Origin of the sequence: Bacterioplanes sanyensis (assembly GCF_014652515.1) — a bacterium.
Lineage (GTDB): Bacteria > Pseudomonadota > Gammaproteobacteria > Pseudomonadales > Oceanobacteraceae > Bacterioplanes > Bacterioplanes sanyensis.
Genome location: NZ_BMYY01000002.1, coordinates 218,299 through 241,463 on the forward strand (window position 1 = coordinate 218,299; position 23,165 = coordinate 241,463).

General features: G+C 54.2%; 29 protein-coding genes and 1 other RNA gene. 14 read left to right on the forward strand and 16 right to left on the reverse strand.

The genetic code is table 11. The features are described 5' to 3' along the window. Positions 1 to 6 precede the first annotated feature (6 nt). The 4 genes from IE090_RS04000 to IE090_RS04015 are packed head-to-tail and all read left to right on the forward strand — an operon-like array spanning position 7 to position 3,674. Positions 7 to 459 carry an ATP synthase subunit C gene (locus IE090_RS04000; protein WP_189387059.1) on the forward strand — a complete coding sequence of 151 codons (453 nt, stop codon included), beginning with the start codon at positions 7 to 9 and terminating at the stop codon, positions 457 to 459. Then, on the forward strand, positions 456 to 1,157 hold the full coding sequence (locus IE090_RS04005) for a hypothetical protein (protein WP_189387060.1): 702 nt from the start codon (positions 456 to 458) through the stop codon (positions 1,155 to 1,157). Before IE090_RS04000 ends, IE090_RS04005 begins: the two co-directional genes overlap by 4 nt. Continuing rightward, entirely contained in the window at positions 1,157 to 1,846 is a 690-nt protein-coding gene (locus IE090_RS04010) for a DUF2764 family protein (protein ID WP_189387061.1), read from the forward strand. Before IE090_RS04005 ends, IE090_RS04010 begins: the two co-directional genes overlap by 1 nt. After that, positions 1,833 to 3,674: a V-type ATP synthase subunit A gene (locus tag IE090_RS04015; protein WP_229815458.1), complete on the forward strand. Its 1,842-nt coding sequence runs from the start codon at positions 1,833 to 1,835 to the stop codon at positions 3,672 to 3,674. Before IE090_RS04010 ends, IE090_RS04015 begins: the two co-directional genes overlap by 14 nt. Here IE090_RS04015 and astE read toward each other — a convergent pair. Continuing rightward, complete coding sequence (gene astE / locus IE090_RS04020; RefSeq protein ID WP_189387062.1) at positions 3,665 to 4,675, reverse strand: succinylglutamate desuccinylase; 1,011 nt, start codon at positions 4,673 to 4,675, stop codon at positions 3,665 to 3,667. The two genes, IE090_RS04015 and astE, sit on opposite strands and share 10 nt — an antisense overlap. 18 nt (positions 4,676 to 4,693) lie before the next feature. Continuing rightward, positions 4,694 to 5,134 (reverse strand): Lrp/AsnC family transcriptional regulator, encoded by a 441-nt coding sequence (locus IE090_RS04025; RefSeq protein ID WP_189387063.1) that lies wholly within the window; start codon positions 5,132 to 5,134, stop codon positions 4,694 to 4,696. Positions 5,135 to 5,305: 171 nt separating this feature from the next. Between IE090_RS04025 and IE090_RS04030 the strand changes: the two genes are divergently transcribed. Genes IE090_RS04030 through IE090_RS04045 form a run of 4 tightly spaced genes read left to right on the forward strand, consistent with a single transcriptional unit; the run spans position 5,306 to position 9,877 of the window. After that, entirely contained in the window at positions 5,306 to 6,508 is a 1,203-nt protein-coding gene (locus IE090_RS04030; protein WP_189387064.1) for an aspartate aminotransferase family protein, read from the forward strand. 15 nt (positions 6,509 to 6,523) lie between these two features. Then, a complete protein-coding gene (astA, locus tag IE090_RS04035) occupies positions 6,524 to 7,561 on the forward strand; it encodes an arginine N-succinyltransferase (RefSeq protein WP_189387065.1) in 1,038 nt (345 codons plus the stop codon). After that, positions 7,558 to 9,018 (forward strand): succinylglutamate-semialdehyde dehydrogenase, encoded by a 1,461-nt coding sequence (gene astD / locus IE090_RS04040; RefSeq protein WP_189387066.1) that lies wholly within the window; start codon positions 7,558 to 7,560, stop codon positions 9,016 to 9,018. Before astA (IE090_RS04035) ends, astD begins: the two co-directional genes overlap by 4 nt. A 55-nt stretch (positions 9,019 to 9,073) precedes the next feature. Continuing rightward, the gene (locus tag IE090_RS04045; RefSeq protein WP_189387067.1) at positions 9,074 to 9,877 is read left to right on the forward strand and encodes a DUF1338 domain-containing protein; all 804 of its coding nucleotides are present in this window, start codon (positions 9,074 to 9,076) and stop codon (positions 9,875 to 9,877) included. 62 nt (positions 9,878 to 9,939) lie between these two features. Here the strand turns inward: IE090_RS04045 and IE090_RS04050 are convergent, their stop codons facing one another. Beyond that, positions 9,940 to 10,230, reverse strand: a complete 291-nt coding sequence (locus tag IE090_RS04050; RefSeq protein ID WP_189387068.1) for a hypothetical protein — start codon at positions 10,228 to 10,230, stop codon at positions 9,940 to 9,942. A 236-nt stretch (positions 10,231 to 10,466) separates the two neighbouring features. Here IE090_RS04050 and IE090_RS04055 point away from each other — a divergent pair, with 236 nt between their 5' ends. Beyond that, positions 10,467 to 10,805 (forward strand): hypothetical protein, encoded by a 339-nt coding sequence (locus tag IE090_RS04055; protein ID WP_189387069.1) that lies wholly within the window; start codon positions 10,467 to 10,469, stop codon positions 10,803 to 10,805. A 60-nt stretch (positions 10,806 to 10,865) separates the two neighbouring features. Here the strand turns inward: IE090_RS04055 and astB are convergent, their stop codons facing one another. Both astB and astA (IE090_RS04065) read right to left on the reverse strand, forming a co-directional pair. Beyond that, entirely contained in the window at positions 10,866 to 12,200 is a 1,335-nt protein-coding gene (gene astB, locus IE090_RS04060) for an N-succinylarginine dihydrolase (RefSeq protein ID WP_189387070.1), read from the reverse strand. An 18-nt stretch (positions 12,201 to 12,218) separates the two neighbouring features. After that, positions 12,219 to 13,217, reverse strand: a complete 999-nt coding sequence (gene astA / locus IE090_RS04065) for an arginine N-succinyltransferase (protein ID WP_189387071.1) — start codon at positions 13,215 to 13,217, stop codon at positions 12,219 to 12,221. A 264-nt stretch (positions 13,218 to 13,481) separates the two neighbouring features. Between astA (IE090_RS04065) and IE090_RS04070 the strand changes: the two genes are divergently transcribed. Beyond that, a complete protein-coding gene (locus IE090_RS04070; protein WP_189387072.1) occupies positions 13,482 to 14,006 on the forward strand; it encodes an Lrp/AsnC family transcriptional regulator in 525 nt (174 codons plus the stop codon). Here the strand turns inward: IE090_RS04070 and ybaK are convergent. The 5 genes from ybaK to IE090_RS04095 form a co-directional block, all read right to left on the reverse strand. Further along, the gene (gene ybaK, locus IE090_RS04075; RefSeq protein ID WP_189387073.1) at positions 14,003 to 14,482 is read right to left on the reverse strand and encodes a Cys-tRNA(Pro) deacylase; all 480 of its coding nucleotides are present in this window, start codon (positions 14,480 to 14,482) and stop codon (positions 14,003 to 14,005) included. The genes IE090_RS04070 and ybaK overlap by 4 nt on opposite strands. A gap of 8 nt (positions 14,483 to 14,490) precedes the next feature. After that, complete coding sequence (locus IE090_RS04080) at positions 14,491 to 14,730, reverse strand: DUF1653 domain-containing protein (RefSeq protein WP_189387074.1); 240 nt, start codon at positions 14,728 to 14,730, stop codon at positions 14,491 to 14,493. Beyond that, positions 14,727 to 15,413, reverse strand: a complete 687-nt coding sequence (locus IE090_RS04085) for an SIMPL domain-containing protein (protein ID WP_189387075.1) — start codon at positions 15,411 to 15,413, stop codon at positions 14,727 to 14,729. The genes IE090_RS04080 and IE090_RS04085 overlap by 4 nt, the downstream gene beginning before the upstream one ends. Before the next feature lie 10 nt (positions 15,414 to 15,423). Then, complete coding sequence (locus IE090_RS04090; protein WP_189387076.1) at positions 15,424 to 15,711, reverse strand: DUF1244 domain-containing protein; 288 nt, start codon at positions 15,709 to 15,711, stop codon at positions 15,424 to 15,426. 151 nt (positions 15,712 to 15,862) lie between these two features. Next, entirely contained in the window at positions 15,863 to 16,543 is a 681-nt protein-coding gene (locus IE090_RS04095; protein ID WP_189387077.1) for a type 1 glutamine amidotransferase domain-containing protein, read from the reverse strand. 98 nt (positions 16,544 to 16,641) lie between these two features. On the opposite strand from IE090_RS04095, the gene IE090_RS04100 reads away from it, so the two are divergent. Beyond that, on the forward strand, positions 16,642 to 17,556 hold the full coding sequence (locus tag IE090_RS04100) for a LysR family transcriptional regulator (protein WP_229815461.1): 915 nt from the start codon (positions 16,642 to 16,644) through the stop codon (positions 17,554 to 17,556). On the opposite strand, the gene IE090_RS04105 is transcribed toward IE090_RS04100, so the two are convergent. The 5 genes from IE090_RS04105 to smpB form a co-directional block, all read right to left on the reverse strand. After that, complete coding sequence (locus tag IE090_RS04105; RefSeq protein ID WP_189387078.1) at positions 17,536 to 18,012, reverse strand: cyclic nucleotide-binding domain-containing protein; 477 nt, start codon at positions 18,010 to 18,012, stop codon at positions 17,536 to 17,538. The two genes, IE090_RS04100 and IE090_RS04105, sit on opposite strands and share 21 nt — an antisense overlap. 100 nt (positions 18,013 to 18,112) lie before the next feature. After that, on the reverse strand, positions 18,113 to 18,685 hold the full coding sequence (locus IE090_RS04110) for a hypothetical protein (protein WP_189387079.1): 573 nt from the start codon (positions 18,683 to 18,685) through the stop codon (positions 18,113 to 18,115). 137 nt (positions 18,686 to 18,822) lie between these two features. Further along, positions 18,823 to 19,083: a hypothetical protein gene (locus IE090_RS04115; RefSeq protein ID WP_189387080.1), complete on the reverse strand. Its 261-nt coding sequence runs from the start codon at positions 19,081 to 19,083 to the stop codon at positions 18,823 to 18,825. 349 nt (positions 19,084 to 19,432) lie between these two features. Next, positions 19,433 to 19,790: a transfer-messenger RNA gene (gene ssrA, locus IE090_RS04120) on the reverse strand. Positions 19,791 to 19,878: 88 nt separating this feature from the next. Then, positions 19,879 to 20,361, reverse strand: coding sequence for an SsrA-binding protein SmpB (gene smpB / locus IE090_RS04125; protein ID WP_189387081.1), 483 nt, complete (start codon positions 20,359 to 20,361; stop codon positions 19,879 to 19,881). Between the two features lie 211 nt (positions 20,362 to 20,572). Here smpB and IE090_RS04130 point away from each other — a divergent pair, with 211 nt between their 5' ends. From IE090_RS04130 to IE090_RS04140, 3 genes are read left to right on the forward strand one after another with little or no spacing between them, the layout of a single operon-like run. Next, positions 20,573 to 21,925, forward strand: coding sequence for a sodium-dependent transporter (locus IE090_RS04130; RefSeq protein WP_189387082.1), 1,353 nt, complete (start codon positions 20,573 to 20,575; stop codon positions 21,923 to 21,925). A gap of 12 nt (positions 21,926 to 21,937) precedes the next feature. Then, positions 21,938 to 22,369, forward strand: a complete 432-nt coding sequence (locus tag IE090_RS04135; RefSeq protein ID WP_189387083.1) for a type II toxin-antitoxin system RatA family toxin — start codon at positions 21,938 to 21,940, stop codon at positions 22,367 to 22,369. Next, a complete protein-coding gene (locus IE090_RS04140; RefSeq protein WP_189387084.1) occupies positions 22,362 to 22,664 on the forward strand; it encodes an RnfH family protein in 303 nt (100 codons plus the stop codon). The genes IE090_RS04135 and IE090_RS04140 overlap by 8 nt, the downstream gene beginning before the upstream one ends. A 20-nt stretch (positions 22,665 to 22,684) precedes the next feature. Here the strand turns inward: IE090_RS04140 and IE090_RS04145 are convergent, their stop codons facing one another. Continuing rightward, positions 22,685 to 23,083, reverse strand: coding sequence for an outer membrane protein assembly factor BamE (locus tag IE090_RS04145; RefSeq protein ID WP_189387085.1), 399 nt, complete (start codon positions 23,081 to 23,083; stop codon positions 22,685 to 22,687). Positions 23,084 to 23,165: the final 82 nt, after the last annotated feature.

Below are 23,165 nucleotides of genomic sequence, written 5' to 3' on the forward strand. Positions count from 1 at the left end.
AAGCAGATGAATGAATGGGTATTAGCGCTGGGTTGGTTGGGCATTTTTGCTCCAGTGGCGCTGGGGTCAATTGGCAGTGTGATTGGCTGTGCGCTGGCCGGACAAGCGGCCATTGGTGCGATGATGCAAACTGATTCCGGTTACGGGCGTTTTATTGGCCTGTCGGTGTTGCCATCCTCGTTTGTGATTTACGGCATTGTGTTGATGTTTACCTTACAGCGCCCTGTTGTGGTGGAGAACTCTGGCGGCTTGTTTGGCATCGGTGTGTTGGCAGGCCTCGCTCTGTTGATGACAGGGCTATGGCAAGGCCGTGCCTGCGCTTCGGCCATCAATGCGTCGAAAGAAAAACCAGAAATTTTTGCTTTAACCATCGCTCCAGCAGCCATTGTTGAAGGCTTTGGGGTGTTCGTCTTTATCTTTGCCTTGGTGCTGTCCGGTGGCTTGGGAGGTGGTGCATGAGTTCACACGACCCAGAAGTCATTTCATCTGGCATTGATGCTCTGGTTCAGCGTTTGCAAAGCGACGGTTTAGAAGCCGGTCAGCGTCAAGCAGACGATATTATTGCTAAAGCCGAGGCCGAAGCCGAGGCCATTCGTAGCAAAGCTCAGCAACAGGCGGAGCAGTTACTCGAACAGGCGCGTCGCACCATGGCCACAGAGCGCCAGGCGGCGGAGGATGCCTTGCAAGTGGCGTTTCGCGATCTGGTGCTGGATATGAAAAATCGCCTATTGATGCGCTTATCTGAGACTTTTGAGCATCAGGTGCACGACGCCATGCAACAACCTGAGTTGCTGCAAAACCTGATTCGTGAAGCCGTCATTGCCATCGCCGCGCCAGCGCCCCTGAAGTCTGAGCAGTCACTGACCGTGCTGGTGCCAGACGCACTGCTCAATGTGCAGGAAATTCGTCAGGACCCAGGTAAGGCCACCGAAGGGCCGCTGGCCGAGCTGGCGTTTGCGCTGCGCGAAGAAGTGTTAAAGGACGGCATTCAATTTCGCCCGCTAAGCAAAGGCGGGCGGGTGGCCGAAGGTGGCTTTCGGGTTGCCAGCGAGCAAGGCCAGGTGCAAATCGATATTTCCGACAAAGCCATTGCTGAGCTGCTGCTGTCCTATTTGCAGCCACGCTTTCAGGCCATGTTGGACGGTGTAATTCGCTGATGTTAGCCACCGACCCCTACGTCGCTTTAATCAGCAGCCTGCCGCGTCACGATGTGCTGTTTGATGAGCAGCAAACGCCGTTATCACGCATCAAGCTCAATCAGCGTTTGCTCATGCTTACGGATCATCACCGTGAGCAGTTACAGCGGGTTGAGCAGGTGTTGCATTGGGACACCTGGCCGGCAGCCATGCCACACAGCGAGGTAGTACAGCGCATTCGCCAGCACATGCTGTATATCGAAGATGCCGATGTGCGCGAGCTGATTCATGAAAAGCTCGATTTACGCACCTTGGTGGGGGCGCTGCGCTATCGCTTGCGTGAGCCATCGCAGCCACCGCAAGGCGATTGGGCGGTGAGCCGCTATCGCGATGTGATTGTGCGTCATTGGCACGAGGATGATTTTCACCTCAGTCAGGCGTTTCCTTGGCTGAGCGAAGCGCTGGCGCTGATGCGCCAACAACACACGTTAAAGCTGGAGCAGCTGATCATGCGTCAGGCTTGGCAAACTCTGCACCGTCATCAACCGGAGCAGGAGTTTGGCTTTATGGCGGTAGTGCTGTATGTGATGAAATGGCACTTGGTCGAGCGCTGGAATCGCCGCGATGGTGACATTGCCCGGCAACGTTTTAATCAGTTAATCCGCTCCACTCTCAAGAGCGCAGGAAATACAGCCCATGAACATGAATGACAACGCCAGTGCCCGCGTGGTGGCGGTGCAAGATGACCTAGTCACCATCGAAGCCATGGCCGTCGATGAGCAATATCGGCCATTGATGAAAAACGAAGTGGTCTACATTTTGCCAACCCGCTTGGCCGGTGATCGTCAGGAGTGGTTAAAAGCGGAAGTGCTACGGGTTAATGGTCGCCGCGCTGATGCTCAGGTGTACGAAAGCACCGGCGGCGTCGGCGTCGGTGATCCGGTGGTGCAAAGTGCCGATATGCTGTCGGCCGATTTGGGCCCGGGCCTGTTGGGTATGGTCTATGACGGCTTGCAAAACCCATTGGAGCTGTTGGCCGTGCAGCACGGCACCTTTTTACCGCGGGGCGTCGATTTGCCGGCCCTAGATGAAGAAAAGCTGTGGCCGTTTAAACCGTGTCGCAAAGAAGGCGACCGGGTGCGGGCGGGTGACGTGATCGGCAGTGTGGCCGAGGGGCGTTTTCGTCACAGCATCATGGTGCCGTTTGATCTCAACAGCGATTGGACCATCGACTGGATTATGGAAGGCAGCTTTACTGTGGTCGACAGCGTAGCTCAGGTCTCTAATGGCCAGCAACAGCGGCAGATCCATATGCGCCAGCGCTGGCCGATTCGCCAACCGATTAGCCGCGCCTTGCTGGCTCAAGGCCAGGCCGAGCGGCAATACCCAAGTGTGCCGTTATCGACCACCATGCGTTTGATCGACACGTTTTTTCCCATCGCTAAAGGCGGCACCGGCTGTATTCCTGGGCCGTTTGGCGCCGGTAAAACCGTGCTGCAAGGCTTGATTGCTCGCTACTCGGATGTCGATATTGTCATCGTGGTGGCCTGTGGTGAGCGTGCAGGTGAAGTGGTGGAAACCATTCAGGAGTTTCCCAATATGCCGGACCCGAAAACCGGCGGCACCTTGATGGATCGCACCATTATTTTGTGCAACACCTCGTCAATGCCAGTGGCAGCCCGTGAGGCCTCGATTTATATGGGCATTACCCTGGCCGAGTATTACCAGAGCATGGGCTACGACGTGTTATTGATCGCCGACTCTACCTCGCGCTGGGCACAGGCGATGCGTGAAACTTCTGGCCGGTTGGAGGAAATCCCAGGCGAGGAGGCCTTTCCGGCTTATCTCGACTCTGCCATCAAAAATGTTTACGAGCGCGCTGGCGTCTTGCAACGCTACGACGATCAGCAAACCACTGGCACCTTTACCATGATCGGCACGGTGTCGCCGGCGGGCGGTAACTTTGAAGAGCCGGTCACGCAATCGACCTTAGGCACGGTGAAAACCTTTTTGGGCTTGTCCGCCGAACGTGCTTACAAGCGCTTTTATCCGGCGGTGGACCCTTTGCTGTCCTGGTCGCGCTACTTGCAGCAACTCAAGCCCTGGTTTGATGACAACCTAGATCCGCACTGGACCGAGCGAGTGGCGCAGTTGCAGTCCTTGCTGGAAAAGGGCGAAGAAATTAATCGCATGATGCAGGTGACTGGCGAAGAGGGCGTCACCCGCGACGACTTTATCATCAGCCAAAAAGCACAGCTGTTAGATATGGTGTACTTGCAGCAAGACGCCTTTGATGACGTGGATGTCTCCGTGCCAATGGAACGTCAGCAGGCGCTGTTAGGGTTGATCGAAGCCGTGGTGGAGCACCAACCAGCGGCTGACGGCGATGCCGACGACAAGGCCTCGGTGCGTGACTTCTACACTCGCCTCACCGGCCTGTTGAAAAACCTTAACTACGCCAGTTGGGGCAGCAGCGATTATCAGTCACTGCTGTCTCAAGTGCAGCAAATGCTGCAGTCTGGGCCGGCTCACAACTGAGCCGGTACCAAGGTCAGTAAGGCGCGTTGCCCCAGTGCCACCTTGGCATTGGGGAAGACAATCGCCTCGCCATCTTGTTGTGCCGTATACGTGGCGCCGCTTTCTTGCGCCAATACCTCGCCTTCTTTAAAGGCAGTAAAGTTGGGCACGTCATCGCCAAAGCCGAGGCTGAAATCCTCCTGCTGACGCAGAATCACCTGATTGACCCGATAAATACTGAAATCTTCTGCTCGGTACTCTGGCCATTGTGGCTGCGGTTCACTCACCAATTGGTTGATGGCTTTGTCTGCAGCGGCAAAGCGAGTCATATCGTTTTCACCAAATGGGCGCACCTTGCCCAGCTCGACGGTAAAGGCGATGGCATCGAATTGATCGGCAGAAAAATAGCTAAAGGTGGTGGTCGGCGCATTGGAGAGCAGCACCGCATGTACCTCGCAGGCGGCCAAAAAGCGCAGCCATTCGGGGCTGTAATCGCCGTTGGCCCGATACGGGTAAACAGCAAACTTCTCGTGCTGCGAGGGTTTGATGGCGGTGTGCAAATCGTAGTGATGACGCTGGCCTGAACCTTTGGCAAAAAAGTCGGCGACGGCTTGCTCCAGCTGTTGGGCGCGCTGGCGCTCGGTGTTCACTAAGCCTGGGCCGCGCGAATGCTCGCCGCTGAACAAGCGGTTCATGTTTTCTTCGACAAAGCGCTCACCGATGTTCATGGCTTCCAGGTTGCCGAAAATAAACAACACTCGCTGGCTGACCTGTTGCTCGCCTTTGAGGAGGCGCTGCACCAGGGCATCGCAAATTTCGATGGGCGCTGTTTCGTTGCCGTGCACGCCACAGGACAACACAATGTCAGCGCTGGCCGGCTGTTCAGGCTCAAACTGAATGATGCCTGGTGCGATGACACTGACACGCGTGCCATTGCTGAGATGGAACGTGCCGGTGGTTAATTGCTCAGGATGGTGGCGGCTAAGTGCTAAAAAGTCAGGGTCTATTTGCAAGTCTGTCATATCAGAGTCCAGTCTGGGTCAACGGCGGAAACGGGCTTCCAGCACCACCGAGGAAGTGGTGCGTTCAACGCCCGACAGGGCGCCAATGTCGTCTAATAAGTTGCTGAGTTGTTGCAGGGAGTCGGCTTCGACCATGGCAATCAGGTCGTATTCGCCACTGACCGACAATAACTGCACGATGTTAGGAATTTGCTGCAGCGCACGCTCAGTGCTGTGGGTCAGCTTTTGTACCAGCTTGATCAATACGTGGGCTTCGACCTGCTGAGCGCGAAATTGCTCACCCAACTCGACCCGATAGCCACTGATGACGCCGCTTTCTTCCAGTTTTTTCAGTCGGCTCTGCACCGTGGAACGCGATAAAGACAGCTTGCGTGCCAGCTCTGAGACACTGGCGCGGGCATCGTCACGCAGCAAGGCGAGCAGGCGCTGATCGGCCGGAGACAGGTTGTGTATGGTCATATTGTCTTTGTGCTTCGTCAGATTGCGCGTATTTGTACACTAATCCGCCATAAATGTCGCTACAGTTTGGCGTTACAGCTGGCCAGAATAGAAGAATGTATAAGCCAGTGGTGTTTCCGTCTGACCACTGGCTGATTTAGTATCAACCTTTTTGCTGAAGAGGATAGGGCTGTGCAGGTAACACGCGAACTTTTTGATCAGGTCATGGTGCCAAACTACGCGCCGGCAAAAGTGATTCCGGTACGTGGTGAAGGCTCACGCGTCTGGGACCAACAAGGCCAGGAATACATCGACTTTGCCGGTGGCATCGCGGTGAACTGCCTGGGGCACTGTCATCCAGCACTGGTGAAAGCCCTGCAGGAACAGAGCGAAAAGATCTGGCATTTGGCCAATGTTATGACCAACGAGCCAGCTTTACGCCTGGCGAAAAAACTGACCGACGCCACCTTTGCCGATCAGGTTTACTACGCCAACTCGGGCGCAGAAGCCAACGAAGCGGCCCTGAAGCTGGCGCGTCGCTGGGCGTTGGATAACTACGGCGAGCACAAAAGCCAAATCATTTCTTTCCATAAAGGCTTTCACGGTCGCACCTTCTTTACCGTAACCGTGGGCGGCCAAGCGGCCTACTCCGACGGCTTTGGTCCTAAGCCGGGCGACATTGTGCACGCCGAGTACAACAACCTAGATAGCCTGCGTGAGCTGATTTCTGACAACACCTGTGCGGTGATGATGGAGCCACTGCAAGGCGAGGGCGGCATCATTCCGCCGACGCAAGAATTTGCTCAAGGCGTACGTGAGCTGTGTGACCAGCACAATGCGCTGCTGATTTTTGACGAAGTGCAAACCGGCGTTGGTCGTACGGGTCACCTGTATGCCTACATGGGCCTGGGCGTTACACCAGACATCTTAAGCACAGCCAAAGCGCTGGGCGGTGGCTTCCCAATTGGTGCCATGTTGACCACCAAAGCCATTGGCGATCACCTGAAAATCGGTACCCACGGTTCGACTTACGGCGGTAACCCGTTAGCGTGCGCGGTGGCGGAAGCAGCGCTGGATACCGTGAATCAGCCTGAGGTGCTAGAAGGCGTTAAAACGCGTCATCAGCGCTACGTCGATGGTCTTAACGCCATCAACGAAAAGTACTCTGTGTTCAGCGAAGTTCGCGGCCAGGGCTTGCTGATCGGTGCGGCTTTGAATGAGCAATACAAAGGCCGTGCGCGCGACTTCTTGCAAGCGTCACTGGCGGAAAACCTGATGGTGCTGGTTGCTGGTGCTGACGTGGTGCGTTTTGCACCGTCGCTGGTGATCCCAGAGCAAGACATCGACGAAGGCCTGCAGCGCTTTGAGCGTGCCGTCGCCAAGGTGGCGGGCTAAGCCCGGGGAGGCTTCATGCTGGTCGTACGCCCGATACAAGCGTCGGATTACCAATCGCTGCGCCATATTGCCATTGAATCAGGCCCAGGTTTTACCTCGTTAGTGGATGAGCCTGAGCTGTTAGAGGGCAAGATCGAGCGCACCCAGCGCAGTTTGGCAGCTGACGTCACCGCACCGGGTGACGAAGGCTACCTGCTGGTGTTGGAAGACACCGACAGCGGCGAAGTCGTCGGCACCACCGCCATCGAAGCGGCGGTGGGGCAAAAAACGCCGCTCTACCACTACCATGTGGGCAAGTCGGTGCACCAGTCGGCGCAATTGGGTATCCAAAGCATCGTCACCACCTTGACGGTGTGCAACAACTATATGGGCTGCAGTGAGTTGTGCAGCCTGTACTTGCTCGCCAACCACCGCCGCGGCATGGCCGGTCGGTTGTTGTCGAAGGTGCGTTTTTTATTAATGGCGCAGCACCCGCAGCGCTTTTCAGATTTTGTCATTGCGCAAATGTTAGGCGTGGCGGACGAGCAAGGTGTGTCTCCATTTTGGAGCTGGTTAGAGCAGCACTTTGTTAAGCTCGACTTCTCAACTGCCAGCCGCATGGTGGGCTCGGGTAATAAAGCTTTTGTACCTGAGTTAATGCCGCGTCATCCGATTTACAGCAACCTGCTCAGCGAAGAAGCCCAGGCCGTTATTGGCCAGGTGCACAGCAATACTGAGCCGGCGCTGCGCATGCTGAAAAACGAAGGCTTTAACCACCGCGGCTACATTGATTTATTCGATGCCGGCCCCACGGTAGAAGCACCGCTTAGCAGCATTAAAAGTGTGCGCGACAGCCAGTTAGCGCGGGTGGAATTTGTGCCTGAGTGCCAAGGCCAAACCAGCGTTATGGTCAGCAACACAGGTTTAACGGATTTTCGCGCTTTAATTTGCGAGCACGCCGATTTTAATGCGCAGGATCAATGCTTGATTTTGCCGCAATCGGTACAACCACATTTAAAAATAAACAACGGCGATGCCGTGCGTTTTCTCGATATGGGGAGGATGTCTGCATGACTCCGACACAATTTATTAACGGTAGCTGGAGCAGCGGCCAAGGCTCTGCCATGGCGTCGCTAAACCCAGCGACTGGACAAACCATTTGGCAAGGCACGAGTGCCAGCCAGGCAGACGTGGATGCTGCCATCAGTGCTGCTCGTGAAGCTTTTGCCTACTGGTCTGGCTTGAGTTTTGAGCAACGCTTGGAATTAATGCAGGCGTTTAAGCAGCAATTAAGCGAGCACCAAGAAACTCTGGCAGCGGTTATTTGTGAAGAAACTGGCAAGCCATTATGGGAGTCGCGCACCGAAGTGACCGCCATGATGGGCAAAATCGATATTTCGGTGCGTGCTTATGAAGAACGCACGGGTACCACTGAAAATCCGATGCCAGGGGCGCGTGCTTTTATTCGCCACAAACCACACGGCGTGGTGGCGGTATTTGGCCCCTATAACTTCCCAGGTCACCTGCCCAATGGCCATATTGTTCCTGCATTGTTGGCGGGTAACTGCGTGGTGTTTAAGCCCTCTGAGCTGACGCCAAAAGTGGCGGAATACACCGTCAAATTGTGGCAGCAAGCTGGCTTGCCCGATGGCGTATTAAACCTGGTGCAAGGCGAAGTCGAGACCGGCAAAGCGCTGGCGTCACACCCGCAAATCGACGGTTTGTTCTTCACTGGCAGCTCCACCACTGGCAAATTATTACATGAGCAATTCGCCGGTCACCCGGGCAAAATTTTGGCGTTGGAAATGGGCGGTAACAACCCATTGATCGTCGGTGAAATCAGTGATCAACGCGCTGCTGTGCACGATATTATTCAGTCGGCGTTTGTTACGTCAGGTCAGCGCTGCACCTGTGCTCGTCGTTTGTTTATTCCTAAAGGCAGCGAAGGCGATGCCCTGTTACAGCAGCTGATCAGTGCCGCTCGCAATATTCAGGTTGGTGACCCACTGGCGGATAACTTTATGGGCGCCATGATTTCTGCCAAGGCGGCACAAGGCATGGTGGCAGCGCAACAGCGTTTGCAGTCGCTGGGTGGTGAAACCTTATTGGAGCTGACTCAAAAAGATGCCGAGCTGGGCTTTGTGACGCCAGGCATTATCGATGTCAGTGCCATTGCCGAGTTGCCAGATGAAGAATACTTCGGGCCGTTGTTGCAGGTTATTCGCTATAACGATTTAGTCGAAGCCATTGATCAGGGCAATAACACGCGCTTTGGTTTATCGGCCGGCCTTTTGAGTGATAGCCGTCAGCAATATGACCAGTTCTTCCGTGATATTCGTGCTGGCATTGTTAACTGGAATAAACCGATTACCGGTGCATCCAGTGCCGCACCGTTTGGCGGTATTGGCGAAAGCGGTAACCACCGCGCCAGCGCTTATTATGCCGCGGACTACTGCGCTTACCCGGTAGCGTCCGTGGAAGCAGAAAAAATCCAGCTGCCAGAAAAATTGGCTCCTGGATTGGCGATTTAATTCGCATTAGCCCATCGACTTTAGCGGTGGGCTTCTTTTTAACCAGGAGGTATTTATGTCGGATGCAGTGCATCAATTGTTTGACGCGCTATGGCAGAACTATGTCAAGGTGACACCATCAGCGGAAAATATTCATCAGTTGCTGGGCAATACCCAGGCGGACGATATCATTAATGATCATATCGCCTTGCGTACCTTTAATTTAGATAAGGTCGGTCTGGATAAACTCGCCCAGCACTTTATTAATATCGGTTACGAGCCTTGCGGCGAATACCACTTTGAGCAAAAGAAATTATTTGCTCGCCACTTTGAACACCCAGACGCAACGGCGCCTAAGGTATTTATCTCTGAGCTGTTGGTCGAGCAATGCTCGCCTGAGTTACAGCAGGTCATTACTGAGCTGGTCGCTAATGTTGATCCTGCTGCGGTTGATCGTCCTGACTTTTTATACTCAGGCACGCATTGGCAAGTCAGCCACGACACTTACCAAAAACTGCTGCAAGAAAGCGAATATGCCGCTTGGATGGCAGCCTGGGGTTATCGCGCCAATCATTTCACCGTTGATGTGAATGCGTTATCGGCGTTTGAAACCCTGGAGTCGGTCAACGATAAGCTTAAGCAAGCGGGTTATACCTTGAATGCCTCAGGTGGCGAAATTAAAGGCTCGCCAGACGTGCTGCTGGAGCAAAGCTCAACCATGGCCGACAAGGTAGAAGTGCAGTTCAGCGACGGTACTTACACCATTCCTAGCTGTTTTTATGAATTTGCCCGCCGCTATAAGCAAGCAGATGGTCGCTACTACACAGGTTTTGTTGCCGCCTCAGCGGATAAAATCTTTGAGAGCACCAATAACGGTTAAGCAACGTTTGAATCATGCTGTACCGCTCTGAGCGAGTGCAGCAGGCATCCACAATGTTGTCTTTAATCCTCTTTTTGTTTGGCGACCCAGGCAATGTGTTTTTGCACCGCTGGGTCGTTGAGCAAGGCTGGCAAAGTACACAGTTGCTTGGCCAGCGTCATTTCATCGTATAGCCGATGAATGCCACTGTGACAGCGGCGGCATATCCAAATACCTAAGTTCCGTTCCTCACGGCTGAAATGCTTGCGAAAGTAAGTGCGGCGATGCATCTTGCGCGGAATCAGATGGTGAAAGGTCAGGTCGACCTGGCGCTGGCACAGTTGGCAGTGTTGATGCGTGGGCTGGCGGGCCATGTTACCTCTAATGTTACGTTTTTAAACTCGAATGCTCAGGAAATACGGCTATGGCCTGCGTATCATGCAGCTCTCAACGTTATGGGAGCTTTTGAAAACCTCAGAGGCGAAATTCTGACTAGGCAAAAATCGATGAGAAAGCGGAGTTTACAGTAGTAAATGAGCATTTTGAGGCGATTTTTAACGAAGTCACAATGAGAAAAAGAGGTTTTTAGAGGTTCCCTTATGGAGCATTCATGAAAATAGCCGCTTCAATCCTGATCACTGCTGCAATTATCCTCTCTGGCTGCATGCATTCGCAAACTGACCAGCGCGAAGTCAGTATTCGTGATATGGGCGATGCTATGAATGAGTGCCGCCGCTACACCCGTGAGCGCATTCCAGAGTTAACTGGTGTCAGCATTGATCGCCTGTCGACGCGCGAAACCAAACACAAGTATGACATCTACCTAGATATTACCGACGGTCAGCAACATGGCTATGTCCAGTGCCAAGTTGATAAAGAACACCCTGATGGCGTTGCCTACCACTCAGTGCGAGAGTTTGTACAAAAAGCCCGCTCGTTTGCTGGTTAGCGTGTGAGTTAGCAATAAAAAAGCGGACTGAATGTCCGCTTTTTCGTGTGCAGTGCTGGTTTACACCAAGCCGTCGTACAAATCTGGGCAACCCAGCCACTCGGTCAATGCGGCCATCGCTCGCTTGCACTCATGCATAAACTCAGGCTCTAACAAGTCCAATGGATGCAGGCTGTCACGATAATGCTCGCTGACCCACTGCTGCAGGGCGTCGATTTTTGCTTCATCCAGCATAAAGGCTGGGTTAACGGCGGCAATTTCTTGCTCGCTCAGCATCACGCGCAGGCGCAAGCACGCAGGTCCGCCGCCGTTGCTCATGCTTTGGCGCACGTCCACAAACTCCACCCGGCGAATCGGCTGACTGTCGTCGGTGGTGAGTTTTTCTAGGTAGCGGGCGACGGCTTCCACTTCTTGGCACTCGGTCGGCGCGATCAAGGTCATGGCGCTCATGTCGCCATCCGGGCCTGACAGCAGTTGGCTGTTAAACAAATAACTGCGAATGGCCTCGTCCAGACTGACTTCGGCGGCCGGTACGCACACCGGTGTGAACTCACCCAGCTCGCTCAGCTGCGCAAATGCAGTTTGCTGCGACTCTGCTTCATACGCCTGTTCGTGGAAGAACAGCACAGGGCCATTAGCCACGGCCACCACATCATTATGGAAAGCACCGGCATTGATGGCTCTAGCGCTTTGCTGCAAATACACCGCCTGGCGCACGCCGTGTTGGCGGGCGATGGCTTGGCTGGCTTCCAGAGTTTGGCGTGCTGGGAACTGCAACCTGGTGGTATCTGTGCCGCGCTGGCGTCCCCACACAAACAGGCCGGTGCCGGCACTGCCATGACTGGCACACAGGCGGCTGTGGTTGGCGGCACCTTCATCGGCAAAAGCGCCGGTGCCGGGCAGGGCAGGGTGCACATTGAACACCGCCGGGTTGTGGAAAATACGCTGCAACGCGGCAAAGGTGTACGGGTGTTCGATGGCACGGTGGGCGGTGGTCACCAGGTTGGCAGGCGTTAGGTGCACTTTGCCGTCGGCGCTATCGAGAGAGGGCGTAACCGTGGCGGCATTGGCGGCCCACATGGAAGACGCGGAATACACCATCGACAGCAGCTCGGGGGCATCACTGCCGGCGGTGTTGATGATGTCTTCGTCGCTGCCGCTGAAGCCCAGCTGGCGCAAGGTGCTCAGGCCTGGGCGCGGCTGCGGTGGAATAAAGCCCTGGCGATAACCTAGACGCAGCACGGTGCGCATCTTTTCCAGACCTTGCAAGGCCGCCTGCTTGGGGCTTGAGGTTTTTAATGCATTGCGGTGCGAAGCCAGGTTACCACTGGCGAGGCCACCGTAATGATGAGACGGGCCAATCAGGCCGTCAAAGTTCACTTCAAAATATTGCATGGGCATAACCTCGTCACATTACAGGGCGATAAACGCCAGTGAATCTGTATCCTGCAGTTCAAGCGCCTGGCGCTGCTCGGCAGGAATGTAAATCTGTTCTTCGCCCACCTGAGCCTCAGTTAGCATGACGCGAAAGTGCTGCCAATCGGTGTTGGCGGCAATGACTTGGCTGTCGGTCTCGCCTTCATTGGCCAGAGGCAGGTGGCGAATGGCTCGCACGCTGGCAATGTCGTCAATGTTGGCGTACATCAAAGGCCCAGCATCAAAGATGTCGACTACGTTATCGTAGCGGAAGCCTTCGCGTTTCAGCAGCTCCATTGCTGGGCGGCCGGCGTCGGCGGGCTGGCCGATCACGGCTTGCGCATCTTCGGGCAGCAAGGTGGTGTAAATCGGGTACTTGGGCATCAGTTCGGTAATAAACTGGTTAGAGCCCAGCCCACACAAGGTGTCGGCTTCTTCAAAACTCATTTCAAAGAAGTGGTGGCCAATGGCGTCCCAGAACGGGCTGTGGCCTTCGCTATCACTCCAACCACGCAGCTCGGCAATCACCGCTTGCTCAAAGCGTTGGCGGAATAGGCCCATGAGTAAATAACGTGAGCGCGCCAGCCAATGGCCGTTGCCGCGGTAATCGGGCAGTAAAAACAGCGAGCCGACCTCAGAGCAACCGGTGTAGTCGTTGGTCAGGTGTAATAGCTGACTCGCAACTTGCTTACCCAATGAATGCGAATGGTGCGTCATGGGCATCAAACGGTAGGCATAAAATGCCTGGCGATAGCCCGTCAACGCTGAGACCCCGGCACAGCCGGCCAGTCGTTGTTGCTCGGTGTCTTCCATCACCAGCATAAAGCTGTCGTCTGGGTGCTTTTCAGTACGGGCAAAGCTCGCCTCTGACTGTCGAATGCGCTCCAGTAACGCCTCTCGATCCGGTGGCAGGGAGGTCATACCCTTGCCAGCCGCCTTGGCCAATAGCAGCAACTGATCGATGTCCTGCTCGGCTATGGGGCGAATAATCAGCATATGAAGTTACTCACAAAATCGCGTTGTGCTCAGTCTGGCTCAGTGTTGTAAGAATGTGCTGCGCTTCTCAGCTTTTTTCGTCGAATATTATTCGGAGGCTGTTGTATGCTATCCATCCGCCGTTGGAAAATGGCATAATATGCGCCAATCAAGGGGCGTGGATTCACAAAAACCATGCCCCTAAAGCGGCCTTTGAGGTCCACCCCAAAAAGGTGATACCTAAATTGAGCCGAATCTTATTTGGTCATAACAGGAGGCCAAACCATGCATACCCTGAGAGATGAGCCGCCGCTGCCGGCTCGTGCTGGTTCGCTGGATCGTTTGGATTTGCGCATGTTGCGCATATTGCAGTCAGATGGCCGCATCACCAATAAAGCCTTAGCAGCGGCCGTGAACCTATCTGCCAGTGCCTGTCATCAGCGCTTGCAACGCCTGATGGATCAAGGCTGGATCGAAGGCTTTATGGGGCGGGTGAATATTGAGCGCCTGTGCGAGCCGGTGCAGTGCATCGCCACTATTTGCATGGCCAGTCATGCGCCCGATACCTTTCGCCAACTAGAGCAACACATTGATGACTTGGCGGAAGCAACCGCCGCCTATACGGTGAGCGGCGGCTGCGACTTTATTGTGCACTTTGCTTGTGCGCGCATGAGTCGCTACATGGAGCTAACGGACGAGCTGATCCGCCTGTGCCCGGAAATTGGCAACATCAGTACCCATGTGGTGCTTAAGCAAAGCAAGGCGTTTACTGGCTACCCCATTGCCCAGTTACTGGTTGAGCCGGCTTAAGCGCCGTCCTGAATCGCAGCAACTTGGCCCCGTGTTAGGTTAACCAAATCGGCCGGGGCCAACTCGATTTCTAACCCGCGCCGGCCAGCGCTGACGTAAATGCTGTCAAACTGCTGAGCACTGTCATCGATGACGGTCGGCAAAGCTTTTTTCTGCCCCAGTGGACTGATACCGCCGAGTAAATAGCCGGTAACGCGCTGCGCATCGTCTGGGTTGGCCATATCGGCTTTTTTGGCGCCCAGTGCTTTTGCCACACGCTTCATATTCAAGCTTTGCGCCACCGGAATGACTGCAACGGCCAGTCCTGTTTTGCCACCACTAAGCTCGATCAGCAGGGTTTTGAACACCTGTTCGGCTGGTAAGCTCAGCTTTTCCACCGCCTCCAGGCCATAGGCCTGGCAGCTGGGGTCGTGCTCATACTGGTGAATGCGGTGTTGAATGCCTTTTTTCTTAGCCAAGTTAATCGCCGGTGTCATCGCTTAGCTCACAAGGCAAATTCGCCCTCATCATCGCCAACAAAGGCGAAGCGAGGCTGGGGGTGGCCGTTGATGTCGACGGTTTCGACAAACATGTCATAGGGCCGCACCCACAAGTCTTGCTCGCCATATAACGGCTGATAGAGCACCAGCCATTCTTCGGTTTCGCTGTGACGCACCAAGTCGATCACTCGATAGTCATTGCCTTTATAGTGGCGGTAGCGGCCTTTGGCTAAGGTCGGTTTCATGAGTCGATCTCGTAACGCACGTTAATTTGGGCTTCGATTTTTTGTTCCTGAAACAGCGTTGGCGCTGGCGCGGGCGCCTTGGCGCTTTCCATCATGGTGCGAGCTTGCAGCATGGGTGGGTGATAGCTGCCGCCGCCCTCTACCATGCGGATCACTCGTTCGATGCGGGCGCCAGCGGCATTGGCCATGGCATCGGCCTTGCTGCGTGCTTGCTCAACGGCTTTGGCCAGCGCTTGGCGTTGCAAGGCGTCGCGGTCGTTAAAGCGCAGTTGCGTGTGATTGATGTGCATGCCGTCGATTTGCATCAGTTCATGCACCAAGCGGGCATGGCGCTCTAACTCGCGCAAGCTGATGGTGACAGGGCGGGTGACTTGCTCGCCGACAAACACACGCTCTTGCTTGCGCCATTCGTATTGTGGGTAATTACGAATTTGTGCCGCTTCGATGTCGTCTTTGCTGATTCCTAGGTTTTTGCTGGTGGCCAGCAGTTGCATCATGGCGCTGTCGACCTGCTGCTTGGCGTCAGGCAGGGTTTTGGCCGTGGCCTTGAGAGTGAGGTGTAGCTCGGCGTAATCGGGCATGACTTCCACCGCACCGTGGCCGGAGACTTCGATGTAATCGTCGGCATAAGCGGCGGGCGCCAAGGCCAGTGCGGCACTGAGCAGTATTGATGTCCTGATCATAGGGGAGTCCTTATTTTTTGGCGGCTTGCTCAAATTGAGCCAGTTGCTCAGCCGTGGCCGGCTGCTGATGTTTTTCTTTCCACTCACTGTAGGGCATGCCGTAGATGCGTTCGCGGGCCTCTTCATAATCGAGGGTTTCGCCCTGCTCAGCCGCGGCGGCGACGTACCATTTGGCCAGGCAGTTACGGCAAAATCCCGCTAGGTTCATCAGCTCGATGTTTTGTACCTGTTTGTTGTCGTCCAGGTGTTGCAGTAAGCGGCGTAATACGGCGGCTTCGATGGCAGTGGTGTCAGACATAACAGCCTCGTCTGTTGAATGGGCTGATTATGATTGCCGTGAAGTGTGCGCGCTGCAAGTGGAGAGGGTGCAATTTATGGTAAAGGCAGAATTCCGGTGGGTCTCGCAGGGCAAGACAAAGCGCCCGCCGTTACGGGCGCTGTATGGCACGTTATGCGCTCAACGCCGCCAGTAGTTTTTCCGCCGCTGGGGCAGAGCTGGCGGGGTTTTGGCCGCTGATCAGCAGACCATCTTGAATGGCAAAGGCCTGGAAGTCGCCTACGGCTTGGTAGTCGGCACCACGCTCCTTTAATACATCCTCTAACAGGAAGGGCACCACCTCGGTGAGCTGTACCAGGGCTTCTTCGCTGTTGCTAAAGCCGGTGATGGCTTTACCGGTAACGGCGTAGGCACCGTCTTGTTTGACATTGGCCAGTGCACAAGTCGCGTGGCAGACCGTCGCTACCGGCTTGCTCTGCTGCAGAAAATCTTCCAGCAGCGCAATGGAGTGGGCGTTGTCGGTTAAATCCCACAGTGGGCCATGGCCGCCGGGATAAAACACGGCGTCGTAATCACTGGCATTCACATCCGCCAACACTCGGGTATTGGCCAGTTCAGCTTTGGCGCTGTCGTCTTGCTCAAAGCGGCGAGTGGCATCGGTTTGCGCCTCATCGGCTGCACTGTTGGGATCGATGGGCGGCTGGCCTCCGGCAGGCGAAGCCAGAGTGATATGGCAGCCGGCGTCTTTAAAGACGTAATAGGGGGCAGCAAACTCTTCGATCCAGAAGCCGGTCTTGGCGCCTGTGTCACCGAGCTGATCGTGTGAGGTTAATACCATCAAAATATTTGGCATGTTTGAGCTCCTGTATCAATGTGGGGAGCAGAGTAAATACTGGCCCTAAATCTAACAATCAGGGTATGGTTTAACTCAATGTCTTAATATTTTTGACAATGATGGAAAACAGTAACGAACACCTGCACGCCATGCAGTTATTCGCTCGTATTGTTGAATGCGGCAGTTTGGCGGCGGCGGCGCGTGACATGGGTGTTAGTCGGGCGGTGGTCAGCTATCACCTTAACAAGCTCGAACAGGCCGCTGGGCTGATGTTGTTGAATCGCACTACGCGCTCGCAAACCTTAACTGAAGCTGGTCAACGCTATTATCAGCATTGCGTGGCCGTGCGCGAGCATGTGCAGCAAGCGCAACGGGAGTGGGAGCAATTACGCGATGCACCCAGTGGCACGCTGAGGTTATCGGCCCCGGTCAATTTAGGGCTGCAATGGCTGATTCCTTTGCTCAGTGATTTTCGCCATCGCTACCCTGGCATTGAGTTGGACATTGCTTTGAGCGATGAGGTGGTGGACATCATTGGCACCGGCTTGGATGTTGCCATTCGCGGAGCACCGTTGCCGGATTCTGGCTTGCAGGCGCGTAAGCTGGCCAGTATGCCGACCTGTTTGTGCGCTGCACCGGCCTACCTTCGCCATCGAGGCAGACCAACGGCGCCGGCGGATTTGGCCGAGCATGATTGGGTGCTTTATAAGCAGCATCAGCGCTTGCACTTAACGCAAGGGCGGCGCAGTTTCAGCATTGATTTGCAGGGGCCGGTTCGCACCAATAACGCTGCTGCGCGCACCGCGCTGGTATTGGCAGGTCATGGTCTGGCTCGCATTCCCTGGTACGACGCTCAGCCCTGCTTGCAGGACGGGCGTTTAGATCAGGTATTGGCGGATTACGAGCTGCAAGACATCGAGCTATACGCGGTATTTCCACCCGGCAGTGGCCGCAGCCAGAAGGTGCGTTTGCTATTGGATTATTTGGCGCAGCGCAGTCAGGCCGGGTTGTTAGCCCAAACTATTGACTAGTTGAAAGTCCATGATGCGCAAACGCCGCGATAACGACACGGCGACGGCACGAATGACCTTGGCAGCAATCTTGGGTGACTCCTCGCTCATGCGATCAAGTGCCTCCCGCGATAGGGTGAGCAGGGTACAGTTTGATTTGGCGACGCAGGTCGCCGAGCGCCGCTCGCCATCGAGCACCGCCATTTCACCAAAGGTTTTATTGGCCCCCAATAATGCCACCTGCACTTTTCGATTATTGCCATCGGCCTTCATCACAGAAATTTTGCCGCTGTGAATAATGCCCATATAAGTACCGCTATCGCCTTCGCGAAACAGGGTGTTGCCGGCTTCGATGTCTTCCAAGTGAAAAAAAGGCGCTGCACTGCGCAGCTCAGTACTAGAAAAGGCATCGAACATGTTGCATTCGGCCAGCATGCCGATGAGTTCGTCTAAATAGGTTGGGGAGTGGTCACGCATGGTGCGGCTCTCGTGGCGATAACAAAGCCTGCTTAGGTTAGCAAAGCCAAGCGCAGTTACTACGTTGGCTTTTGGTAACGACTGGTGTGACCAGGGCGCTTTACTGCGCAGCTACCTGACCAATGGCGGATTGCACCTGAGTGAAATGCTCCAGCACTTCTTCAATTTCGTGAGCGGCGTCGCGCCAATCATCGGCTTGCTTCATGCCAATACGTGCCATCGCCTGCACAGTGGCTGGGTGAACCAGCAAATCTTTTGCGTGGTAGCACTCTGCCGTGGGCAGAGGTGGCAGCTTGCCATCGGCATGATAGCCAGATTCGATTTCCTCTAATGGCAGATCTGCCAGGGTGTCGGCGACATTATTCAGAGCGGTTAAATACTCATCGCACTGTGGGTACTGCTGCTCAAAACGGCTCAGCAGTGGCTTGCTCAGCTCCACCAGCGCTTTTGCCTGAGCACCAATATCGTCACCGTTTTGCTGCTGCAATTGCAGCAGTAAATGCTTGGCATGCTGATGATAATGGCGCAGCGCCGGATCATGGCTCATGTGCCGGCCATGACCTTCGCCGTGATGGCCATGCTGATCACCGTGATGAGCGCCATGATGGTCATTATGGGCTTGAGCGTTAAAACTCAGCGCCGCGGTGGCCGCAGCCAGCAGCAAAATGCGCATTGCGTATTCCTCTATAAATAAAAACAATTCGCATTCTACTTACTTGTCACGGCTTTGTCATATCTGGGGTGTAAGCGTTTTCTACGGGTGTGGCCTTTTGTATTGAATGGTTGTGTGCGGTGTCATGGCATTCTCTATTACTTGCCCGCAACTATCATCACGCCAGATGTATAACCGTACCCATAGCCATACCCCATACCGTTCTTGTAGTTGTTGCCGCCAGAAGTGACAGGAACAATCTGAAGCACAGAGTATCCAGCTGTGACTAAATCATTGCAGGCTTGCTCTACTTGCAATGCCAACTCTGTGCCATCGACGGTGTCTTCTGGTTTGTCTTTGCCAGGAGATTTGGTGTGTTTTGGGGCTTCAATAAATACGCTGCGGATTGCTTGAGACATTTATCATCCTCTGATATCGAAAAATCGCCTGATTGTGGAGTCTGGTGATTTGGGTTTCTGTCGCGCGAGTAGTGAATCGCTTCTCAATGATGATCCTATAAAAGCGGTATTACTGGTGCGATCGACTACCCAACTTACCAATGGAACTCCTTCGTTAAGTCCGATAATAAGCCACTGACTCTAAAAGAGTCTCTGCTTTGAGTCTATAGACCTCGGTTTGGCCATTGAGAGAAAAATTGTCAGTGGAAGTCAGCGACTTTAGTGGTGACTAAGTCCGTAAGCACTACAACGCAGGGGCTTTATTAATAAAAAAGGCCCTGCCCAAGTTGGGCAGGGCCTTTGTGGTGTTTGGTGGAGATGGCGGGAGTTGAACCCGCGTCCGCCAATCCTCCACTAGAGGATCTACATGCTTAGTCTTCTCTATTAATTTAGCCGACTACGGCCCGAGAGACAGGGCGTAGCTAGCGAGCTCGATTTAAGTTTAACCGTTCAGCTCCGAGCGAAGCATCCAGGCGATCCTGTAGGGCGATGCCCTCGTCCCCCAGTTACAGGCACCTGAGTTCAGAGGTAAGCAGGCTTAAGCTGCTAGTGCGTAGTTTTCGTCGTTTGCGACTATAACTAGTGTACAACGTTTATTAACGAGATCGTCGTACGCTCTCGGCATGCACCCATAGCTTCGTAATCAACGTCGAATCCAGATCATCCCCGAATCCGGTGTTGCCGCTATCGGCAATCAGTGAGACGGAAGCCTTCGCCAAAAGTTCCGCTCAAGTTCACGCAAGATACCATATTCACTCAGCGAACTGAATGCTTCATCACGCGTTCTTTTTGCTTGGCCCAATCTTTGTCTTTCGCGGTGGCGCGCTTGTCATGGGTTTGCTTACCCTTAGCCAGTGCGATTTCCGCTTTGACGCGATGGTTTTTCCAATACAGGGCGGTGCAGACGCAGGTATAACCCTTGGCCTGGACTTTCTGCATCAGGCGTTCGATTTCACGACGGTGTAGCAGCAGCTTGCGCTCACGCCTTGGGTTGGCGACCACGTGTGTTGATGCTTGATCTAGTGGTGTGATCAAGGCACCGGTCAGCCAAGCTTCGCCTTTATGAAAAACGATATAAGAGTCCAACAGCTGACATTTGCCGGCACGCAGGGATTTTACTTCCCAGCCCAGCAAGCTCACGCCCGCTTCGGTCTTGTCTTCTAGGAAGAAGTCGTGACGGGCTTTTTTGTTGAGGGCAATGGTGTTGCCGCTAACCTTGGGTTTTTTCTTTTTGCTCATGGCGCGCAGTATATCTGAGGCGGTCGCGCTTGGGCAGTGTTTGTGCGTTGCTTACGTGTTAATGACGTACCAGTCAGTATCTGACGGGCCAATGATGAAAGAAAATGTGCGTTTCCGCTCACCATACGGTAGTTTTTCGCCTTGAGGGCTGGAAGTTATTTCCTGACAATGCTGAAAAAACAACTACAACGGAAAAAAGAGAGGAAGACTAATGGCAGCAGATAAGCGCGGTATGCACGGCGTCTGGGCAAGTCGCTGGACCTTTATCTTGGCGGCCACCGGGTCGGCGGTGGGCTTAGGTAATATCTGGAAGTTCCCATACATTACGGGAGAAAACGGCGGCGGTGCCTTTGTGCTCATGTACTTGGCGTGCATTTTAGTGGCTGGTATTCCGGTGATGATGGCGGAGGTGCTACTGGGGCGTAAAGCGCGTCTGAGCCCGATTAACACCATGAGTCACTTATCGGCGGAGTATAACGCGCCTAAGTTCTTCCGCAGTATTGGTTGGCTGGGAGCGCTGGCTGGCTTCTTTATTTTGTCGTTTTACAGTGTGATTGCTGGCTGGACGCTGTCTTACACCGGCAAGATGATCAGTGGCGACTTTACCGGTGCTACGGGTGAAATGGCTGGCAAAATTTTTGGTGATTTGTTGGCCGACCCTGTGTCGCTGACCATGTACCACACCATTTTTATCATCCTGACCGGTGTTGTTATTGCGCGTGGTGTCAACGAAGGCCTGGAAAAAACCGTTCGTGTGTTAATGCCGCTGCTGTTCATTATGCTGGTATTGCTAATGGGCTACAGCATGACCACCCCGGGTTTTGCTGACGGCTTTAAGTTTTTGTTTAGCTTTGACGCTAGCAAACTCACTGCCGATAGCGTGGTGGTGGCGCTGGGCCACTCCTTCTTTACTTTGTCATTGGGTATGGGCGCCATCATGGCGTACGGCGCGTATATGCCGCAGCAAGCTTCGCTGGGCAAAACTGTAATCACCGTCGGTATTCTGGATACCCTGGTGGCGCTAACGGCCGGTTTGGTGATTTTCCCGATTGTGTTTAGCCAAGGCCTGGAGCCGGGTGCTGGTCCTGGTTTGATGTTCCAAACCTTACCCGTAGCGTTTGGTAGTCTGCCGGGCGGTGCATTTATCGGTACAGCTTTCTTTATCTTGGTGGCGATTGCAGCTTGGAGTTCCGCCATTTCGATCGCTGAACCCGCGGTGGCTTGGGCGGTAGAAAAAGGTGCGACGCGTTTGGTGGCCACCATGATCGTCTGTGGTGCTGCATGGGCCTTGGGTATGCTGACGGTGCTGTCATTTAATGAGTTGTCTGACTTTACCTTCTTGAAGGGGACTTTCTTCGACAACCTCGACTTCCTGACGTCAAATATCATGCTGCCACTGGGTGGTCTGTTGATTGCGCTGTTTGTCGGCTGGTTTATGAAGGAGCGTGCGGTGGCGAAGGAGGCCAACGTGCAAAGCGAGATGGTGTACAATATTTGGCGCGTTATGTTGCGCTTTGTATCACCCTTGGCTGTTCTCTTCATCTTTGTGAACGGCCTGCTGTAACCAGGAAGCCGTATGACCACAATTACCCGCAGTGCGCTGGTAATGCACAGCGCTGAGGAAATGTTCGAACTGGTCAATGACGTTAGTCGTTACCCCGAGTTCCTCAGCGGCTGTGAACACACCGAGGTCCTCGATCAAGGTGAGGACTTCATTGAAGCCCGTCTAACCATTGCCAAGGCGGGCTTTAATCAAAGCTTTAGTACCCGCAATACTTTAGAACGCCCAACGCGCATGGATATGCAATTGGTCGATGGACCATTTTCGCATTTTCATGGAGTGTGGCTGTTTACGCCGTTAGCGGAGGATGCTTGTAAGGTGTCGCTGGAGCTGGATTTCGAGATCGCAAATCGCATCGCCGGTGCCGCGGTAGGAGCGGTATTTAAGCAAATTGCCAACACCATGGTCGATTCCTTCGTACAACGGGCAAAACACATTTATGGCTGAGTTGATTGAAGTCGAAGTGGCTTACGCGCTACCGCATAAGCAAAGAATATTGACGGTTCAGGTAGAAGAAGGGGCAACGTTGCTAGACGCTGTGCGCGCTTCTGGCATTGAGCGCGAGTTCCCCGAGCTGGATATCGAACAGGCGAAATTTGGGATTTTTGGCAAGGCCTCACGCGCGCCCGATAAAGACACGGTGCGCTCCGGTGATCGGGTAGAAATCTACCGTCCGCTACTTATTGACCCCAAACAGGCCCGCGCTAATCGTGCGGCCAAGGCAGCGGCCAAATCTCAATGACCGCTGGGCGATAGCAACGCTTACTCAGTGACCTTGATCGTATCAGCCGACTCTTCTTGCTGCGGTACGCTGTTCAGCTGGCTTTCTTCACTGAACTCAGCGTCTGGCAGCTCGCCCTCGTAGTGGCTGAAGCGTCCGCTGTCGTCAAAAAATACGCTGATCTGGTATGACTTCACCACTTCATCACGTTTTTCCAGTGAGTAGAAGTAATCCCAGCGCTGTTGCTCGAAGGGGTTGCCGAGCACCGGGGTGCCCATCACATAGATGACCTGGCGCGGTGTCATGCCGGGCTCCAGTTGCGCCAGCATGTCGGCGGTTACGATATTTCCCTGCTGTACGTTCAGTTTATAAACGCCGGGAAAGGTGCAACCGGAAAGGGTTGCAATACCAAGTGAAACAGTCAGAATTAGAGCTCGCATGCGGTGTATCTCGTCAGTAGGGCTTGCGACGTGGCTGGCGATGATACCTGATAAGTTCCAATGCTGTGAAATATTCGAGGAA

What these genes read in the sequence shown, in the direction of transcription:
- IE090_RS04000 (WP_189387059.1), top strand. Translation starts at nt 7, where the DNA reads ATGAATGAATGGGTATTAGCGCTGGGTTGGTTGGGCATTTTTGCTCCA.
- IE090_RS04005 (WP_189387060.1), top strand. Translation starts at nt 456, where the DNA reads ATGAGTTCACACGACCCAGAAGTCATTTCATCTGGCATTGATGCTCTG.
- IE090_RS04010 (WP_189387061.1), top strand. Translation starts at nt 1,157, where the DNA reads ATGTTAGCCACCGACCCCTACGTCGCTTTAATCAGCAGCCTGCCGCGT.
- IE090_RS04015 (WP_229815458.1), top strand. Translation starts at nt 1,833, where the DNA reads ATGAACATGAATGACAACGCCAGTGCCCGCGTGGTGGCGGTGCAAGAT.
- astE (WP_189387062.1), bottom strand. Translation starts at nt 4,675, where the DNA reads ATGACAGACTTGCAAATAGACCCTGACTTTTTAGCACTTAGCCGCCAC.
- IE090_RS04025 (WP_189387063.1), bottom strand. Translation starts at nt 5,134, where the DNA reads ATGACCATACACAACCTGTCTCCGGCCGATCAGCGCCTGCTCGCCTTG.
- astA (WP_189387065.1), top strand. Translation starts at nt 6,524, where the DNA reads ATGCTGGTCGTACGCCCGATACAAGCGTCGGATTACCAATCGCTGCGC.
- astD (WP_189387066.1), top strand. Translation starts at nt 7,558, where the DNA reads ATGACTCCGACACAATTTATTAACGGTAGCTGGAGCAGCGGCCAAGGC.
- IE090_RS04045 (WP_189387067.1), top strand. Translation starts at nt 9,074, where the DNA reads ATGTCGGATGCAGTGCATCAATTGTTTGACGCGCTATGGCAGAACTAT.
- IE090_RS04050 (WP_189387068.1), bottom strand. Translation starts at nt 10,230, where the DNA reads ATGGCCCGCCAGCCCACGCATCAACACTGCCAACTGTGCCAGCGCCAG.
- IE090_RS04055 (WP_189387069.1), top strand. Translation starts at nt 10,467, where the DNA reads ATGAAAATAGCCGCTTCAATCCTGATCACTGCTGCAATTATCCTCTCT.
- astB (WP_189387070.1), bottom strand. Translation starts at nt 12,200, where the DNA reads ATGCAATATTTTGAAGTGAACTTTGACGGCCTGATTGGCCCGTCTCAT.
- astA (WP_189387071.1), bottom strand. Translation starts at nt 13,217, where the DNA reads ATGCTGATTATTCGCCCCATAGCCGAGCAGGACATCGATCAGTTGCTG.
- IE090_RS04070 (WP_189387072.1), top strand. Translation starts at nt 13,482, where the DNA reads ATGCATACCCTGAGAGATGAGCCGCCGCTGCCGGCTCGTGCTGGTTCG.
- ybaK (WP_189387073.1), bottom strand. Translation starts at nt 14,482, where the DNA reads ATGACACCGGCGATTAACTTGGCTAAGAAAAAAGGCATTCAACACCGC.
- IE090_RS04080 (WP_189387074.1), bottom strand. Translation starts at nt 14,730, where the DNA reads ATGAAACCGACCTTAGCCAAAGGCCGCTACCGCCACTATAAAGGCAAT.
- IE090_RS04085 (WP_189387075.1), bottom strand. Translation starts at nt 15,413, where the DNA reads ATGATCAGGACATCAATACTGCTCAGTGCCGCACTGGCCTTGGCGCCC.
- IE090_RS04090 (WP_189387076.1), bottom strand. Translation starts at nt 15,711, where the DNA reads ATGTCTGACACCACTGCCATCGAAGCCGCCGTATTACGCCGCTTACTG.
- IE090_RS04095 (WP_189387077.1), bottom strand. Translation starts at nt 16,543, where the DNA reads ATGCCAAATATTTTGATGGTATTAACCTCACACGATCAGCTCGGTGAC.
- IE090_RS04100 (WP_229815461.1), top strand. Translation starts at nt 16,642, where the DNA reads ATGATGGAAAACAGTAACGAACACCTGCACGCCATGCAGTTATTCGCT.
- IE090_RS04105 (WP_189387078.1), bottom strand. Translation starts at nt 18,012, where the DNA reads ATGCGTGACCACTCCCCAACCTATTTAGACGAACTCATCGGCATGCTG.
- IE090_RS04110 (WP_189387079.1), bottom strand. Translation starts at nt 18,685, where the DNA reads ATGCGCATTTTGCTGCTGGCTGCGGCCACCGCGGCGCTGAGTTTTAAC.
- IE090_RS04115 (WP_189387080.1), bottom strand. Translation starts at nt 19,083, where the DNA reads ATGTCTCAAGCAATCCGCAGCGTATTTATTGAAGCCCCAAAACACACC.
- smpB (WP_189387081.1), bottom strand. Translation starts at nt 20,361, where the DNA reads ATGAGCAAAAAGAAAAAACCCAAGGTTAGCGGCAACACCATTGCCCTC.
- IE090_RS04130 (WP_189387082.1), top strand. Translation starts at nt 20,573, where the DNA reads ATGGCAGCAGATAAGCGCGGTATGCACGGCGTCTGGGCAAGTCGCTGG.
- IE090_RS04135 (WP_189387083.1), top strand. Translation starts at nt 21,938, where the DNA reads ATGACCACAATTACCCGCAGTGCGCTGGTAATGCACAGCGCTGAGGAA.
- IE090_RS04140 (WP_189387084.1), top strand. Translation starts at nt 22,362, where the DNA reads ATGGCTGAGTTGATTGAAGTCGAAGTGGCTTACGCGCTACCGCATAAG.
- IE090_RS04145 (WP_189387085.1), bottom strand. Translation starts at nt 23,083, where the DNA reads ATGCGAGCTCTAATTCTGACTGTTTCACTTGGTATTGCAACCCTTTCC.